The organism is Bradyrhizobium sp. B025, from assembly GCF_042257955.1.
Lineage (GTDB): Bacteria > Pseudomonadota > Alphaproteobacteria > Rhizobiales > Xanthobacteraceae > Bradyrhizobium > Bradyrhizobium diazoefficiens.
Window position 1 is genome coordinate 7,879,850 of record NZ_CP170150.1, and the last position, 14,735, is coordinate 7,894,584.

A 14,735-nucleotide genomic window follows, 5' to 3' on the forward strand; every position below is an offset into this window, starting at 1 on the left:
ATGCGTGGCGACACGGTGGCGACACGGCCCCAAAACAAGAAAGCCGCCCCGGAGGGCGGCTTTCTAAAAACCTCATAAAATCAGAGGCTTGTCTTGGTTGCGGGGATAGGATTTGAACCTATGACCTTCAGGTTATGAGCCTGACGAGCTACCGGGCTGCTCCACCCCGCGTTAAACCGTTGCGCGCCTTCGTTAAAATGCCGGGGACGGGGGATGAGGGCCGGCGCTGTTCGCGTGGCTTGCTTCTTCCGTCCCAAAGGCTTCCTTGGAAGGCAACCCCGGGGCAAAGCCCGTCGGGTGCGGGGGGTATGTACCAACCCGGGCTGCCTTTGGAAAGGGCTGCGAGGACGTTTTTTTCGACTTTATGACAGGTGGATGGACCGGATTCCGGCCCGCCAGCCGCGCCCTTGCCAGAAGTTCCGCAAAGGGCCAGCTTGCCGCAACAAAACCAGGGGCGAAACGCCAGTTTAGGGAGCAACGCCATGGACCATATCCGGGACCAGATCTTGGACCGATCTTTGGACCGATCCCCGGCGAGCGCCCCGCTGCGGGCCCTCGACGACGCCTTCCACGCCATGGTCGCGCGGTCGCGGGCGGAGCCGGCCGCTGACCTGGCCGAGCGGCTCGACCGGCTGGCGCGGCTGCGCGCCGTCGTCGCCGACAATGAAGAGCGCTTCCGCCAGGCGATCTCGGCCGATTTCGGCCACCGCTCGGCGGTCGAGACCACCATCGCCGAGACCATGATGGTCTACAGCGAGATACGCCATGCGACAAAACACCTGAAGAGCTGGATGGCGCCGCAGCGAATCGCCACCGCGCTGCAATTCCTGCCGGCGCGCAACCGGCTGATCCCGCAGCCGCTCGGCGTCGTCGGCATCATCGCCCCCTGGAATTATCCGCTCCAGCTGACGCTGGCGCCCGCGATCGGCGCGATTGCCGCCGGCAACCTGGTCATGATCAAGCCGAGCGAGCTCGTCCCGCATTTCGCAGGCCTGCTGAAAGAGACGGTTGCCGCAAGGTTCGACGCGACCGAGCTGCTCGTCACCGGCGTCGAGGACGAGATCGCCAAGGCCTTTGCGTCGCTCCCCTTCGATCATCTGGTGTTCACCGGCTCGACCCGGGTCGGACGGCTGGTCGCGGAGGCCGCGGGGCGCAATCTGACGCCTGTGACGCTCGAACTCGGCGGCAAGTCGCCTGCTATCATCGACGCCTCCGCCGATCTCGATGAGGCGGCCGAGCGCATCGCCTACGGCAAGCTGCTCAATGCCGGGCAGACCTGCATCGCGCCGGACTACGTGCTGGTGCCGGAGCGCTCGCTGCAGGCCTTCGCCGAGAAGCTGCGCGCGCAGATGCGGCGCATGTTCGGCACCGATCCCGCGAACAAGGACTACACCTCCGTCATCTCCGACCGGCACTACGCGCGGCTCGAAGGTCTCGTCGCGGATGCCGTAGAGCGCGGCGCAAAAATCCTGCAACCGGCAAGGGCCGACGATCCCAACTGGAAGGCGCACCGCAAATTCCCGCCGACGCTGATCCTTGGCGCCACCGAAGACATGGCGGTGATGCAGGAGGAGATATTTGGGCCGGTGCTGCCGGTGCTGGGCTATCGCGAGCCGGCCGATGCCATCGCCTTCGTCAACCGCCGCGACCGGCCGCTTGCGCTCTACTGGTTCGGCAAGGACCGCGACGCGCGCGACGCGGTGCTGTCGCGCACCGTCTCCGGCGGCGTCACCGTCAACGACTGCCTGTTCCACTTCGCGCAGGTGAACCAGCCGATGGGCGGCGTCGGCGCATCCGGCACCGGCGCCTATCACGGCGAATGGGGTTTTCGCACGTTCAGCAAGCTGAAGCCGGTGTTCTACCGCTCGAAATTCAACCGCCTCGCCGATCTCTACCCGCCCTATGGCGGCAAGATCGCGCGGCTGGAGAAGATGATGCGGTTCATGTCGTAGGGGCAGTCGTTCCGGGGCGCGAAGCGAACCCGGAACCTCGAGATTCCGGGGTCGCGCTACGCGCGCCCCGGAATGACGATAAGGGGAGAAACAACATTGACTGACACATTCGATTTTGTCGTCGTGGGCGCGGGCTCCGGCGGCTGCGCGGTTGCGGGGCGGCTGTCGGAGGATGCGGCGACATCAGTGGCGCTGCTCGATGCGGGCGGGCGGAACGACAGTTGGCGGATCACCACGCCATTCGGGCTCGCTTTGCCATACCGCGCGGCCAACTGGGCGTTCGACACTGTGCCGCAGAAGGGATTGAACGGCCGCATCGGCTATCAACCGCGCGGCAAGGGCCTCGGCGGTTCCTCGGCGATCAACGCGATGGTCTATATCCGCGGCAACAAATGGGACTACGACCACTGGGCCGCGCTCGGCAATGCCGGCTGGTCGTATGCGGATGTGCTGCCCTACTTCAGGCGCTCGGAGAACAACGCCGATTTCGACGGCGAATATCATGGCAAGGGCGGCCCGCTGCATGTCAACAAGCTGCGCTCGGACAATCCGATCCATGACGTCTTCCATCAGGCTGCGCGCGAGGCGCAGTTTCGCATCCGCGAGGACTTCAATGCCGACGACCATGAAGGGCTCGGCAGCTACCAGGTGACGCAGCACGGTGGCGAGCGCTGGAGCGCGGCGCGCGCCTATGTGGATCCCCACATGGGCAAGCGGGCGAATCTGCGCGTCGAGACGCAAGCGCATGCCACGCGCATCCTGTTCGAAGGTAGGCGCGCAGTGGGCGTCGAGTACCGGCAGGACAAGGAGCTGAAGCAGCTCCGCGCCCGCCGCGAGGTGATCCTCGCCTCCGGCGCCTTCCAGTCGCCGCAGTTGCTGATGCTGTCGGGCGTCGGCGACAGCGATGCGCTTGCCGCGCACGGCATCGGCGTCGTGCATCATTTGCCGGGCGTCGGGCGCAATCTGCAGGACCATCCGGATTTCGTGTTCGTCTACGCCTCCGACTATCCGCACTTCGTTCACGCGTCACTCGGCCGGCTGCCATCCCTGCTGCGCGCGATCCAGCGGTACCGCCGCGAGCGACGCGGCCTGATGACCACCAATTTCGCCGAGTGTGGCGGCTTCCTGAAGACGCAGGCCCACCTCAACGTGCCGGACATTCAACTGCACTTCATCATCGCGATGCTCGACGACCACGGCCGCAAGAAGCACAAGGAAGCGGGCTTCTCGTGCCATGTCTGCCTGCTCAGACCGAAGAGCCGCGGCAGCGTCTGGCTGAAGAGCGCCGATCCGCTCGCCGCCCCCATGATCGATCCGAATTTTTTGGGCGAGGCGGAGGATCTCGAGACGATGGTCGCAGGCTTCAAGACCACGCGACGGCTGATGGAGACGCCTGCGATGCGCGCGTTGCAGAAGAAGGACATGTTCACGTCCGATGTGAAGACGGACGACGACATCCGCGCCATCCTGCGCAATCGCGTCGACACCGTCTATCACCCCGTCGGCACCTGCAAGATGGGCACGGATGCGATGGCCGTGGTCGATCCGCAATTGAAGGTGCACGGCGTCGAGGCCTTGCGCGTCGTCGATGCCTCGATCATGCCGACGCTGATCGGCGGCAACACCAACGCGCCGACGATCATGATCGGGGAGAAGGCGGCGGATATGATCAGGGCGGAAGTGCGGGCGAATTAGCGACGCTGTCGCGTCACTCTCCACTGTCGTCCCGGCCTAGTGCGCAATTGCGCATGGGGGCCGGGACGACGGAAGCAATCAATTCAACAAGAACCCGCCGTCCACCGTCACCACGCTCCCCGTCATGTAGCGCGAGGCCTTCGAGGCCAGCAGTAGGATCGCGCCGTCGAGATCGGACTCGGCGCCGACGCGGCGCTGGGGGATGCGTTTTGCCAGGCGCTCGCCTGCCGGCGTCGACCAGAAGGCGTGGTTCATCTCGGTGTCGATATAGCCGGGCGCCAGCGCGTTGATGCGGATGTTCTGCCCCGCAAGCTCCAGCGCCATCGCTTTCGTCGCCTGGATAATGCCGGCCTTGGAGATCGCGTAGGGCGACACCGCCTTCAGCACGCCGGTGCCGAGCACCGAGGCGATGTTGACGATGTTGCCTTCCTGCTTGCGCGCGATCATGCGCCGCGCGACTTCCGTCGCGAGGAAATAGGCGCCCTTGAGATTGGCGCCGATCACCGCGTCCCAATCGGCCTCGGTCTGCTCGGTCGCCAGCTTCTCGATGGCGATGCCGGCATTGTTGATCAGCACCGTGACGGGACCGAGCGCGGCTTCCGTGGCATCGACGGCCTTCGCGATCGAGGCGATGTCGGTGACGTCGAGCGCGACGGCGGCGGCGCGGCCGCCGTTGCCGCGGATCTCCTGTTCCAGATTCTTCAACTTGTCCGTTTGCCGTGCCGCGAGCGCGACGGCCGCGCCATGCGCCGCCAGCAGCCGGGCAAACTGCCGCCCCAGCCCCTGGCTCGCGCCGGTGACGAGGATGGTTTCTTTACTGACGTCGAATAGGCCTGACATGACGATTTCCTTGGGCGTAACCCTTGAGCTTCCGGAGCCAAAAATACAGACGATTTTAGCGGTCTGAAACCAGAATGATCGGTTCGGCGTTCATTCGTTCCACCGAGGCAGGGCTCTGCTCATGAACAGTTTCGATCTCGCGGTCTATGCGGCGCTCGCCATCGCCATCGGCTTCGGATTCAGGACCGGCCTGCTGCGCAGCGCCATGACCATCCTCGCCTATCTGCTCGCCGCGCCCATCGCGGTCGCGCTGATGCCGCTGATCGTGCCGCAGATCGCAAGCAATCCGAACGCGCCGCTGCTCCAGAACTGGATCTGGTTCTTCGGCATTTTTCTCGTCGTCGGCATGTTGTTCGGACATATCGGCCGCCTCGCGGTGAACGACACGGTCCGTGAGGCCGGGATCGGCGACCGCCTTGGCGGCGCCACGCTCGGCGCCATCAGGGTCGGCCTCGTCGCCACCACGCTGGTGCTGGTGTTCGACCAGATCGTGCCGGCCAACCGCCAGCCGCCCTTCCTGGCCGGCTCGCATCTGCGGCCGCTGTTCTCGGCGGCCGGGCAGATGGGCTTCAAGTCGCTGCCGCCGGAAGCCGCTGCCGCGATCGACCGCCTCAAGCAGGAGCGGCACATCTGATCAGGCGCATTTGCATCGCCGCGCGGAGGCGCATGCATTTTGGTGCGAGCCCGTCCCTTATCAGCGGCACCACGATTGGCTAGAGTGCCGCCCGTCCAAAACCTGCCTGACATTACGGGAGTGAAACAGTGGATCTTGGGATCAAAGGTCGCCGCGCCATCGTCTGCGCATCCAGCAAGGGCCTCGGCCGCGCCTGCGCCATCTCGCTGGCCGAAGCCGGCGTTGACGTCACGCTGACCGCGCGCGGCGCCGAGGCCCTGAAGAAGACCGCCGACGACATCCGCAAACTCTATCCGGCCGTCGCGGTCACCGAGATCGTCGGCGACATCACCACGCCGGCGGGCCGCGAGGCCGTGCTGAAGGCCTGCCCGGAGCCGGATATCCTGATCAACAATGCCGGCGGCCCGCCGCCCGGCGATTTCCGCAACTGGACCCGCGACGACTGGATCAAGGCGATCGACGCCAACATGCTGACCCCGATCGAGCTGATCAAGGCGACCGTGGACGGCATGATGGCGCGCAAGTTCGGCCGCATCGTCAACATCACCTCGGCCGCGGTGAAGGCGCCGATCGACATCCTCGGCCTCTCCAACGGCGCGCGCGCCGGCCTCACCGGCTTCATCGCCGGCCTGTCGCGCAAGACCGTGATCAACAACGTCACCATCAACGGCCTCCTGCCGGGCCCGTTCGAGACCGACCGCCTGACCGGCACCGCCAAGGCCGAGGCCGACAAGCGCGGCACAACGCCGGAGCAGATCCTGGCCGAGCGCGCCAAGCTCAACCCGGCGGGCCGCTTCGGCCAGCCGGACGAGTTCGGCTATGCCTGCGCTTTTCTCTGCGGCGCCAAGGCCGGCTTCATCACCGGGCAGAACATCCTGCTCGACGGTGGCGCGTTCCCGGGCACGCTGTGAGCCATCGCGCCTGAGACGGCGCAATCCACGAAAGACCATCATGCCCGGGCTTGCCCGGGCATGATGATGTGGAGGCGTCAGAGCCCAATCATTTCCGGCTCACTGCGAGCCCGGCTACTCATCGCCGTTTCGTCGGCTCATCCTCGTCCCGTTCGCTGGGACCGGAGGAATCGGCAGTGAGGCGCTCATCGGTCCAGTCGATGCCGAGCTCGTCGAGACCGTCGGCCAACAGATCGCCCAGCATCGGCTCGCCCAGCAGATATTGCACAGCTTCACGCCGGGGCGCCTTGTATTCGGCGCGGGCCTCGGCGGCGCGGGCGCGCAGATCGTCCCACTCGTCGACGGAGCCGTCGCCGCGGCCAATCCACATCAGCGTCACGAGGTCGAGCTGCTCGTCCTCGTTCAGCGCCCCGATGAAGCCGGTCAACTCGCTTGCGACCGGATCGGACGCCGTGTCCTCCAGAACGTCGATCCCGTCATCGTCGGAGGGGTTCGAGCCCGAGTCCGGATCGGATGCTGCTTCCTTGACGTCGAATTCGCGGGCCTTCTCGATGATGAAAGCGACCTTCTCGGCGGAAATTGCAAGCTCTGGCATCGTCTTCCCCTCTCGCTCTTCTCTGGTTTTTCCTGGGTTCCAGCGATAACGCGGCGCGCCACCAGATGATCCATTGCGCTCCATGGCGGAAAACCGCATGTTTCGGCGCCAAAGCGTTCTCTCTCGTCATTCCGGGGCGCGACGTCGTCGCGAACCCGGAATCTCACGCAACGATCTCGAGATTCCGGGTTCGATGCTTGCGCATCGCCCCGGAATGACGGCGAGGCGCAAAGCAAGAACATGGTGATGCGCCGGATGTCGTGGAAGGTGGGCAAGGTCAAGATCACGAAACTCGTCGAGATGGAGACAGTCGGCTCGACCCGCTTCATCCTGCCGGCCGCGACCAACGATGAAATCCGGAAGCTGCCCTGGCTGATCCCGCATTTCGCCACCGAAGAGGGCCGACTGAAAATGTCGATCCACTCGCTGGTGGTCGAGACGCCGACGCGCCGCATCGTGGTCGACACCGGTCTCGGCAACGACAAGCAGGGCCGCGGCATCCCCGTCTGGAACAACCGCAGCACGCCGTTTCTGGAGACCATGGCGGCGGCGGGCTTTCCCCCTGACAGCATCGACACCGTGCTGTGCACACATCTTCATGTCGACCATGTCGGCTGGAATACGAAACTGGTCGACGGCAAATGGGTGCCGACCTTCCCGAAGGCGCGCTACCTGTTCGGCGAGACCGAATACGAGTATTGGCGCGATTATACGGCCGAGCCGGACAAGGTCGCGGTGTTCAACGATTCCGTGAAGCCGGTCGTCGATGCCGGCCGGGTCGAGCTGATCCCAGGCGATCACCGGCTCTGCGAGGAGATCAGCGTGATCCCGACCCCCGGCCACAGCCCCGGTCACATGAGCGTCCTGATCGAGTCCGGCGGTGAACAGGGGCTGCTCACCGGCGACGTCGCCCATCATCCCTGCCAGATGTCGCATCTCGACTGGTGCTCGGTCATCGATACCGATCCCGCCCAATCGGCGGCAACGCGGCACAAGGTGTTCTCGCGCTTTGCCGACACCCCGACGCTGGTGATCGGCGGGCATTACTCGGCCGGACACATCAGGCGGGATGGGGACGCGTTCAGGTTCGTGGCGCTGGGATGAGACGCAATCGTAGGGTGGGCACAGCGCGGCGTGTCCACCCTCCCGGGCAAGGAAAAGAATTGGTGGGCACGGCGCTCCGCACCTTTGCCCACCCTACAAAGGAGGGGCTGCAATGCGCCCCGTTTTGAGCGGTTGAATTTCCCGCCGCCCTGTTCCATGAAGCTATTTAACCGATCGGTCCATCTCCAGGGAGAAACGAGAATGAAGCTTGTTCGTTACGGCGAAAAGGGTGCGGAAAAGCCCGGCCTGATCGACAAATCCGGCCAGTTGCGCGACCTGTCGGCGCATGTGAAGGACCTGACCGGCGAGGCCTATTCGCCGGAAAGCCTGAAGAAGCTCGCCGCGCTCGACCCCGCCTCGCTGCCCGCCGTTTCCGGCAAGCCGCGGTTCGGCGCGCCCGTCACCGGCATCTCGAAATTCGTCGCCATCGGCCTCAACTACAGCGACCACGCCAAGGAAACGGGAGCCGCGATCCCGACCGAGCCGATCATCTTCATGAAGGCGAACACCTCGCTGTCCGGCCCGAACGACGCGGTCGAGAAGCCGCGCGGCTCGACCAAGCTCGACTGGGAGGTCGAGATCGCCGCCATCATCGGCACCCGCGCCAAGTACGTCTCCGAAGCCGACGCGCTGAACTACGTCGCCGGCTATTGCGTCTGCAACGACGTCTCCGAGCGCAACTTCCAGACCGAGCGCCTCGGCCAGTGGACCAAGGGCAAGTCGCACGACACCTTCGGCCCGGTCGGCCCGTGGCTCGCCACCAAGGACGAGATCAAGGACGTGCAGAACCTGTCGATGTGGCTCGACGTCAACGGCCAGCGCCGCCAGACCGGCTCGACCAAGACCATGATCTTCTCCATGGCCAAGTGCATCTCCTATGTCTCGCAGTTCATGACGCTGCTGCCGGGCGACATCATCACCACGGGCACCCCGCCCGGCGTCGGCCTCGGCATGAAGCCGCCGACCTTCCTCAATGTCGGCGACGTCGTGACGCTGGGCATCGAGGGTCTCGGCGAGCAGCGGCAGGAGATCGTGGCAGCGTAAGCGGCAATCACCTCCTTCGTCATTCCGGGATGGCGCGAGAGCGCCAGACCCGGAATCTCGAGATTCCGGGTTCGATGCTTCGCATCGCCCCGGAATGACAACAAGGATCCAAAATGAAGCTCACCTTCTCCGCCGCCTCGCCCTTCGCCCGCAAGGTGCGCATCGCCGCGATCGAGCTTGGGCTGATCGACAAGATCGAGTTCACGCCGGCAACCGTCGCCCCGGGGCAAGCCAATGAGGACTATTCGCGCATCACGCCGCTGAAGAAGCTGCCGGTGCTGATCACCAATGACGGCGACGTCATCCTCGATTCCTACGTCATCGTCGAATATCTCAACGAGATGGCCGGCGGCAGCCTGATCCCGGATTACGGTCCGCGGCGCTGGAAGGCCAAGACCAATCACTCCCTGATCAACGGCATGCTCGATTCCATGCTGCTGTGCCGCTACGAGAGAATGGTGCGGCCGCAGGGCCTGCAATGGCAGGCGTGGTCGGACGACCACTGGAACCGGGCCTGGACCGGCATGGCGCGCTTCGAGAACATGCCCGATGTCCTCAACGGCCCGTTCGACATCTCGCAGATCGGCCTGACTTGCGTGCTCGGCTATGCCGACTTCCGCTTCGCCGATTGCGGCTGGCGCAAGGCCTATCCGAAGCTCGACGCCTTCCACCAGAAGATGCTGGAGCGGCCTTCCGTGAAGATCTCGGTGCCGCCGGCGGCGTAACCCGCTAGGAGTGTCCATGAGCCTGAAATACTCGGTCGGCGATCTCACCATCCATCGCGTCATCGAGCAGGAAACCTCGTTCGTCCCGGCGCTGGAGATGCTGCCGGGACTGACACCCGAGGTGCTGGCCGAGAACCGGGCGTGGATGCGGCAGGCCAAGGCACTCGACGACAACGACGTGCTGCTCTTGTGCTTCCAGTCCTATGTGGTGAAGACGCCGCACCACACCATTTTGATCGACAGCTGCATCGGCAATGACAAGCCGCGCCCCAATCGGCCGAAATGGAACATGAAGACCGACGACACGTACTTGGGTGCACTTGGCGCCGCCGGATTCTCGCCTGGCGACATCGACTTCGTGATGTGCACGCATCTGCACGTCGACCACGTCGGCTGGAACACACGGCTCGAAAACGGCCGCTGGGTGCCGACCTTCCCCAAGGCGCGCTACGTCTTCGCCAGGCAGGAGTTCGACCATTGGTCGGCTCAGAACGCGAAGACGGAGATCCCGCCTTTCGTGGACAGCGTGCTGCCGGTGGTCGAGGCCAAGCGCCACGAGCTCGTCGGCAACGACCACCAGATCGGCGATCACGTCCGGATCCTGCCGACACCCGGCCACACGCCGGGCCATATCGCAATCACGGTGGGCCGCGGCAAGGACGACGCGGTGTTCTCCGGCGATCTCATGCATTCGCCGCTGCAGACGCTCTATCCGGAGCTGTCGATCAAGTTCGACGTCGACCCGGCGAAGGCGGCTACGACGCGCCGCAGCTTCCTGGAGCGCTATTGCGACACCGAAACGCTGTGCTGCACGGCGCACTTCCCTTCGCCGTCGGTGGGCAAGATCCGGCGCAAGGGCAACGCGTTCGTGTGTGCGGCGGTTTAGCGAGATGCCGTAGGGTGGGCAAAGGCGAGCGCTTCGCGCGCCGTGCCCACCACTCCTTATGGTGGGCACGCTCCGCTTTTCCCACCCTACGATTCCACCCGTGTGGAGAAAGCAATGACAGCACTCCCCGACATCCCCCTGCCCGCCGGAATCCGCTCGCGTTATGTCGACGGCATCAACGGCTTGCGCATGCATGTGCTGGAGGCCGGCTTCGAGTCAAAGGGCCGCTGCTGCATCCTGTTGCTGCACGGCTTTCCCGAGCTGGCCTTCTCCTGGCGCAAGGTGATGCCGGCGCTCGCCGCCGCCGGTTATCACGTGATCGCCCCCGACCAGCGCGGCTACGGGCGCACCACGGGATGGACTGCCGACTACGATGGCGATCTCGCGCCGTTCTCGCTCCTCAACCTTGTGCGCGATGCGCTCTCCCTGGTGTCGGCCTTCGGCTACAAGCAGGTCGATCTCGCCGGGCATGATTTCGGCAGCCCAGTCGCGGCATGGTGTGCGCTGATCCGGCCCGACGTGTTTCGTTCGGTGACGCTGATGAGCGCGCCATTCGGCGGAGCGCCGCCGCTGCCATTCAACACAGTTGACCGTCCCGCAAAGCCTGCGGTCGAAGACCCCGTTCATCGCGAGCTTGCCGCGCTGCCGCGTCCGCGCAAGCACTATCAATGGTACTACGCGACACGCGAAGCCAACGCGGACATGCAGCACGCGCCGCAGGGCGTGCACGATTTCCTGCGCGCCTATTATCATCACAAGAGCGCGGACTGGACCGACAACAAACCCTATCCGCTCAAGGCGTGGTCGGCTGACGAGCTGGCAAAGCTGCCAACCTATTACGTGATGGACGCCGGCGAGACCATGGCCGAGACGGTCGCGAAGGAGATGCCCTCGCCCGCCGCGATCGCCGCGAACCAATGGCTGCCGGACAGCGACCTCGCCTACTACAGCGCCGAATACGGCCGCACCGGATTTCAGGGCGGGCTGCAATGGTATCGCTACGGTACGTCGGGCATGCTCAACGACGAGATGCAGCTGTTCTCCGGCCGCAGCATCGACGTGCCCTCCTGCTTCATCTCCGGCAGGCAGGATTGGGGCACCTATCAGCGCCCTGGCGTGTTCGAGGCGATGCAGAAAAGCGCGTGCACCAAGATGCTCGGCTGCCATCTCGTCGACGGCGCCGGCCATTGGGTGCAGCAGGAGCAGCCGGCCGAGGTGAGCCGGTTGCTGCTCGACTTCCTGGCCAAGACTTCCTGACTAAGTCCCGCGCCGGCTGATTTGACCCAGGAACCACGGCGGCTTATATAATTTAGAATCATTCTAAACTAGTGGGACAGGGCCGTCGTGAAGAATTTTGCCGATCTGACCGAGCGCGAGGTGCTTGCGGTCGCGATCTCCTCCGAGGAGGAGGACAGCCGCATCTACATGACCTTCGCCGAAGATCTGAGAGAGCGTTACCCGGACTCAGCCAAGATCTTCGAACAGATGGCCGAGGAAGAGCGCGGACATCGCCACATGCTGCTGGAGACGTACGAGCAGCGGTTCGGTCCGCACCTGCCTCCCATCCGCCGCGAGGACGTCAAGGGCTTCCTGCGTCGCCGCCCGGTCTGGCTCACCAAGAACCTGTCGCTCGACACCATCCGCAGGGAAGTCGAGACCATGGAACTGCAGGCCGAGCGCTTTTACGTGAAGGCCGCCGAACAGGCGCAGGATGTCGGCGTGCGCCGTTTGCTCGGCGATCTCGCCGAAGCCGAGAAAGGCCACGAAGAGATGGCCGCAAAGCTCTCGGACCAGATCCTGAGCCCGGATGTGCGCGCGGAGGAAGATCGCACCAACCGCCGCATGTTCGTGCTGCAATATGTGCAGCCGGGCCTTGCCGGCCTGATGGACGGATCGGTCTCGACGCTGGCACCGCTGTTTGCCGCCGCGTTCGCCACCCACCAGAACTGGCAGACGTTTCTTGTCGGCCTCGCCGCCTCGATCGGCGCCGGCATCAGCATGGGATTTGCGGAAGCGCTGTCCGACGACGGATCGCTCACGGGGCGCGGCTCGCCATGGCTGCGCGGTCTCACCTGCGGCTTGATGACGACGCTCGGCGGGCTCGGCCACACCGCGCCCTATCTGGTGCCCGACAGCTGGGCCAACGCGTTCTGGATCGCGACGGCGATCGCCGGAGTCGTCGTGTTCTTCGAGCTATGGGCAATCGCCTTCATCCGCTCGCGCTACATGGACACGCCGTTCCTCCAGGCCGTTTTCCAGATCGTGCTCGGCGGCGCCATCGTGCTGGCGGTGGGGATATTGATCGGAGCGGCGTAGTAGCCGCAATCTCGGTGTCATCGCCCGCGAAAGCGGGCGATGACACCGACTTTTTGGCACTGCCCGACGAGCCTCATCCACATATCAATCGCGATCAAACAGCGGTTGCAGCGTTCGGCTAAACTGCTCATCATCCGCAGACAACCAGAGCGGGAGAAGCGCCGTGGCCAAATCGGAATGGAGTTTCAAGAGCGCAGTCGAGCTGTCGGCCGCATTGAGCGCGAAGAAGGTCTCGGCGGTCGAGCTCACGCGGGACGCGATTGGCCGTATCGAGCGTCACGACGGCAAGATCAACGCGATCTGCGTGCGGGATTTCGATCGGGCGCTCGGCGCCGCGCGCGAGGCGGACGCTGCATTGGTCCGCGGCGAGCGCAAGCCGCTGCTCGGCCTGCCCCTGACGATCAAGGAATCCTTTAACATCGCCGGCCTGCCGACGACCTGGGGCTTCGTCCCGCAGAAGGATTTCAAGCCTGTCGAAGACGCGCTGCCGGTCGCACGCATCAAGCAGGCCGGCGGTGTGATCCTCGGCAAGACCAACGTGCCGGTCGGTCTCAGCGACTGGCAGAGCTACAACGACATCTACGGCACCACGAACAACCCCTATGATCTCGGCCGCACGCCGGGTGGATCATCCGGGGGATCTTCGGCAGCCCTCGCCGCAGGCTATTGCGCGCTCGCCACCGGCTCCGACATCGGCGGCTCCCTGCGTGTGCCGGCATTTCATTGCGGCATCTTCGCTCACAAGCCGACCATCAATCTCTGCGCAGCGCGCGGCGAGACTCCGCCGCCGTTTCCGGCCATTCCGCGCGAAGGCGACCTCGCCGTCATCGGTCCGATGGCGCGCACCGCTGCGGATCTCTCCTTGCTGCTCGACGTCATGGCCGGACCGGATCCGCTCGATGCCGGCGTCGCCTACAGACTCGATCTGCCTGTTGCGCGGCATCAGTCGCTGCGCGATTTTCGCGTCCTGGTGATCGAGAGCCATCCGCTGCTGCCGACTGACCGGGACGTGCGCGGCGCGATCGACAAGCTCGCCACCGACCTCACGAAGGCCGGCGTGACGGTCGCGCGCGAGAGCGCGCTGCTTCCGGACTTCGCGGAGACGTCGCGGCTTTACATGCGCATGCTGCTGGGCTTCCTCGGCGCGTTCTTCCTGCCCGACGAGCTGGCGGATTCGCAGGCTCGGGCGATGCAACTGTCGCCGGAGGACCGAAGCCTCGAAGCGGAGCGGCTGCGCGGCACGATTGCAAGCCACCGCGCCTGGGTGCTCGACGCAGGTAGCCGCGCCGGCCTGCGGGCGCAATGGCGCGCGCTGTTCAAGAGCTTCGACGCGGTGATCTGCCCGATCATGCCGACGCCGGCCTTTCCGCACGATCATTCGCCCGAGCAGAGCCTGCGACGCATCAGCATCGACGGCAAGGATTATCCTTATTCCGACCAGCTCGCCTGGCCGGGCGTCGCAACGCTTCCGGGCCTGCCTGCGACGTCCGTTCCGCTCGGCCTGTCGAAAGACGGCCTGCCCGTCGGCGTCCAGATCGTCGGCCCCTTCCTCGAGGACCGCACGCCGTTGAGGCTCGCCGAACTGATCGAGCGCGAGTTCGGCGGCTTCACACCGCCGCCATTGTTCGATGATTAGTCCTGTCGTCAACGACCACAAGGGAGAGAACGTCATGAGCCAGGACATGGAGGAGCTCACCGCGCTCAACCGCGACTACGTCGCCTCCGTGCAGAACTGCGACGTCAAGCGGTTCGACCAGATCCTGGCGCCGGAGTTTTACTGCTCCAATCCCGACAAGACGCTAGTCGACCGCGCCGCCTTCCTGGAGCAGACGGCACGGCCGATCGCGATCCGGAATCTCAGGGAGCACGACGTCATCATCCGCATCATGGGCGACTTCGCCATCATCCACGCGGGGACAAGCTACACCACGGGAGACGGCCAGCAGGCGACGGGCCGCTACACCGATTGCTGGGCGAAGAAGAACGGCAGATGGCTCGCGGTGTCGGCGCACGTGTCGCGGTGAGGCGGGCAA

Annotated in this window: 14 protein-coding genes and 1 tRNA gene; 12 read left to right on the plus strand and 3 right to left on the minus strand. The window is 64.9% G+C overall.

Going from position 1 to position 14,735, the window contains the following annotated elements; translation table 11 throughout:
• Positions 1-94: 94 nt before the first annotated feature.
• Positions 95-171 (minus strand) — tRNA-Met (locus ACE10W_RS37295).
• 311 nt (positions 172-482) lie between these two features.
• Between ACE10W_RS37295 and ACE10W_RS37300 the strand changes: the two genes are divergently transcribed.
• Both ACE10W_RS37300 and ACE10W_RS37305 read left to right on the plus strand, forming a co-directional pair.
• A complete protein-coding gene (locus tag ACE10W_RS37300) occupies positions 483-1,952 on the plus strand; it encodes a coniferyl aldehyde dehydrogenase (RefSeq protein WP_304548917.1) in 1,470 nt (489 codons plus the stop codon).
• A 96-nt stretch (positions 1,953-2,048) separates the two neighbouring features.
• A complete protein-coding gene (locus ACE10W_RS37305) occupies positions 2,049-3,647 on the plus strand; it encodes a GMC family oxidoreductase (RefSeq protein ID WP_304548919.1) in 1,599 nt (532 codons plus the stop codon).
• A 78-nt stretch (positions 3,648-3,725) separates the two neighbouring features.
• On the opposite strand, the gene ACE10W_RS37310 is transcribed toward ACE10W_RS37305, so the two are convergent.
• Positions 3,726-4,487, minus strand: a complete 762-nt coding sequence (locus ACE10W_RS37310) for an SDR family oxidoreductase (protein ID WP_060908907.1) — start codon at positions 4,485-4,487, stop codon at positions 3,726-3,728.
• Between the two features lie 121 nt (positions 4,488-4,608).
• On the opposite strand from ACE10W_RS37310, the gene ACE10W_RS37315 reads away from it, so the two are divergent.
• On the plus strand, positions 4,609-5,121 hold the full coding sequence (locus ACE10W_RS37315; RefSeq protein WP_060908908.1) for a CvpA family protein: 513 nt from the start codon (positions 4,609-4,611) through the stop codon (positions 5,119-5,121).
• A gap of 128 nt (positions 5,122-5,249) precedes the next feature.
• Positions 5,250-6,032, plus strand: coding sequence for an SDR family oxidoreductase (locus ACE10W_RS37320; protein ID WP_304548922.1), 783 nt, complete (start codon positions 5,250-5,252; stop codon positions 6,030-6,032).
• A gap of 118 nt (positions 6,033-6,150) precedes the next feature.
• On the opposite strand, the gene ACE10W_RS37325 is transcribed toward ACE10W_RS37320, so the two are convergent.
• Complete coding sequence (locus ACE10W_RS37325) at positions 6,151-6,627, minus strand: DUF3775 domain-containing protein (RefSeq protein WP_028173751.1); 477 nt, start codon at positions 6,625-6,627, stop codon at positions 6,151-6,153.
• Positions 6,628-6,882: 255 nt separating this feature from the next.
• Here ACE10W_RS37325 and ACE10W_RS37330 point away from each other — a divergent pair, with 255 nt between their 5' ends.
• From ACE10W_RS37330 to ACE10W_RS37365, 8 genes are all read left to right on the plus strand, one after another.
• Positions 6,883-7,731, plus strand: a complete 849-nt coding sequence (locus ACE10W_RS37330; protein WP_304548924.1) for an MBL fold metallo-hydrolase — start codon at positions 6,883-6,885, stop codon at positions 7,729-7,731.
• A 201-nt stretch (positions 7,732-7,932) separates the two neighbouring features.
• Entirely contained in the window at positions 7,933-8,775 is an 843-nt protein-coding gene (locus ACE10W_RS37335; RefSeq protein ID WP_011090615.1) for a fumarylacetoacetate hydrolase family protein, read from the plus strand.
• A gap of 113 nt (positions 8,776-8,888) precedes the next feature.
• Positions 8,889-9,500 (plus strand): glutathione S-transferase family protein, encoded by a 612-nt coding sequence (locus ACE10W_RS37340; protein ID WP_304548927.1) that lies wholly within the window; start codon positions 8,889-8,891, stop codon positions 9,498-9,500.
• Positions 9,501-9,516: 16 nt separating this feature from the next.
• Entirely contained in the window at positions 9,517-10,386 is an 870-nt protein-coding gene (locus ACE10W_RS37345; protein ID WP_161532371.1) for an MBL fold metallo-hydrolase, read from the plus strand.
• A gap of 114 nt (positions 10,387-10,500) precedes the next feature.
• The gene (locus tag ACE10W_RS37350) at positions 10,501-11,643 is read left to right on the plus strand and encodes an alpha/beta hydrolase (protein WP_304548930.1); all 1,143 of its coding nucleotides are present in this window, start codon (positions 10,501-10,503) and stop codon (positions 11,641-11,643) included.
• Positions 11,644-11,730: 87 nt separating this feature from the next.
• Positions 11,731-12,702 carry an iron exporter MbfA gene (gene mbfA / locus ACE10W_RS37355; RefSeq protein ID WP_011090619.1) on the plus strand — a complete coding sequence of 324 codons (972 nt, stop codon included), beginning with the start codon at positions 11,731-11,733 and terminating at the stop codon, positions 12,700-12,702.
• Between the two features lie 163 nt (positions 12,703-12,865).
• Positions 12,866-14,338, plus strand: coding sequence for an amidase (locus ACE10W_RS37360; RefSeq protein WP_304548933.1), 1,473 nt, complete (start codon positions 12,866-12,868; stop codon positions 14,336-14,338).
• A 34-nt stretch (positions 14,339-14,372) separates the two neighbouring features.
• Positions 14,373-14,726, plus strand: a complete 354-nt coding sequence (locus ACE10W_RS37365; protein ID WP_028173745.1) for a nuclear transport factor 2 family protein — start codon at positions 14,373-14,375, stop codon at positions 14,724-14,726.
• Positions 14,727-14,735 lie beyond the last annotated feature (9 nt).

Bases quoted from the DNA above. Each gene is read 5' to 3' on its own strand.
- ACE10W_RS37300 (WP_304548917.1), top strand. From the start codon at position 483: ATGGACCATATCCGGGACCAGATCTTGGACCGATCTTTGGACCGATCC.
- ACE10W_RS37310 (WP_060908907.1), bottom strand. From the start codon at position 4,487: ATGTCAGGCCTATTCGACGTCAGTAAAGAAACCATCCTCGTCACCGGC.
- ACE10W_RS37315 (WP_060908908.1), top strand. From the start codon at position 4,609: ATGAACAGTTTCGATCTCGCGGTCTATGCGGCGCTCGCCATCGCCATC.
- ACE10W_RS37325 (WP_028173751.1), bottom strand. From the start codon at position 6,627: ATGCCAGAGCTTGCAATTTCCGCCGAGAAGGTCGCTTTCATCATCGAG.
- ACE10W_RS37330 (WP_304548924.1), top strand. From the start codon at position 6,883: ATGTCGTGGAAGGTGGGCAAGGTCAAGATCACGAAACTCGTCGAGATG.
- ACE10W_RS37335 (WP_011090615.1), top strand. From the start codon at position 7,933: ATGAAGCTTGTTCGTTACGGCGAAAAGGGTGCGGAAAAGCCCGGCCTG.
- ACE10W_RS37340 (WP_304548927.1), top strand. From the start codon at position 8,889: ATGAAGCTCACCTTCTCCGCCGCCTCGCCCTTCGCCCGCAAGGTGCGC.
- ACE10W_RS37345 (WP_161532371.1), top strand. From the start codon at position 9,517: ATGAGCCTGAAATACTCGGTCGGCGATCTCACCATCCATCGCGTCATC.
- ACE10W_RS37350 (WP_304548930.1), top strand. From the start codon at position 10,501: ATGACAGCACTCCCCGACATCCCCCTGCCCGCCGGAATCCGCTCGCGT.
- ACE10W_RS37365 (WP_028173745.1), top strand. From the start codon at position 14,373: ATGAGCCAGGACATGGAGGAGCTCACCGCGCTCAACCGCGACTACGTC.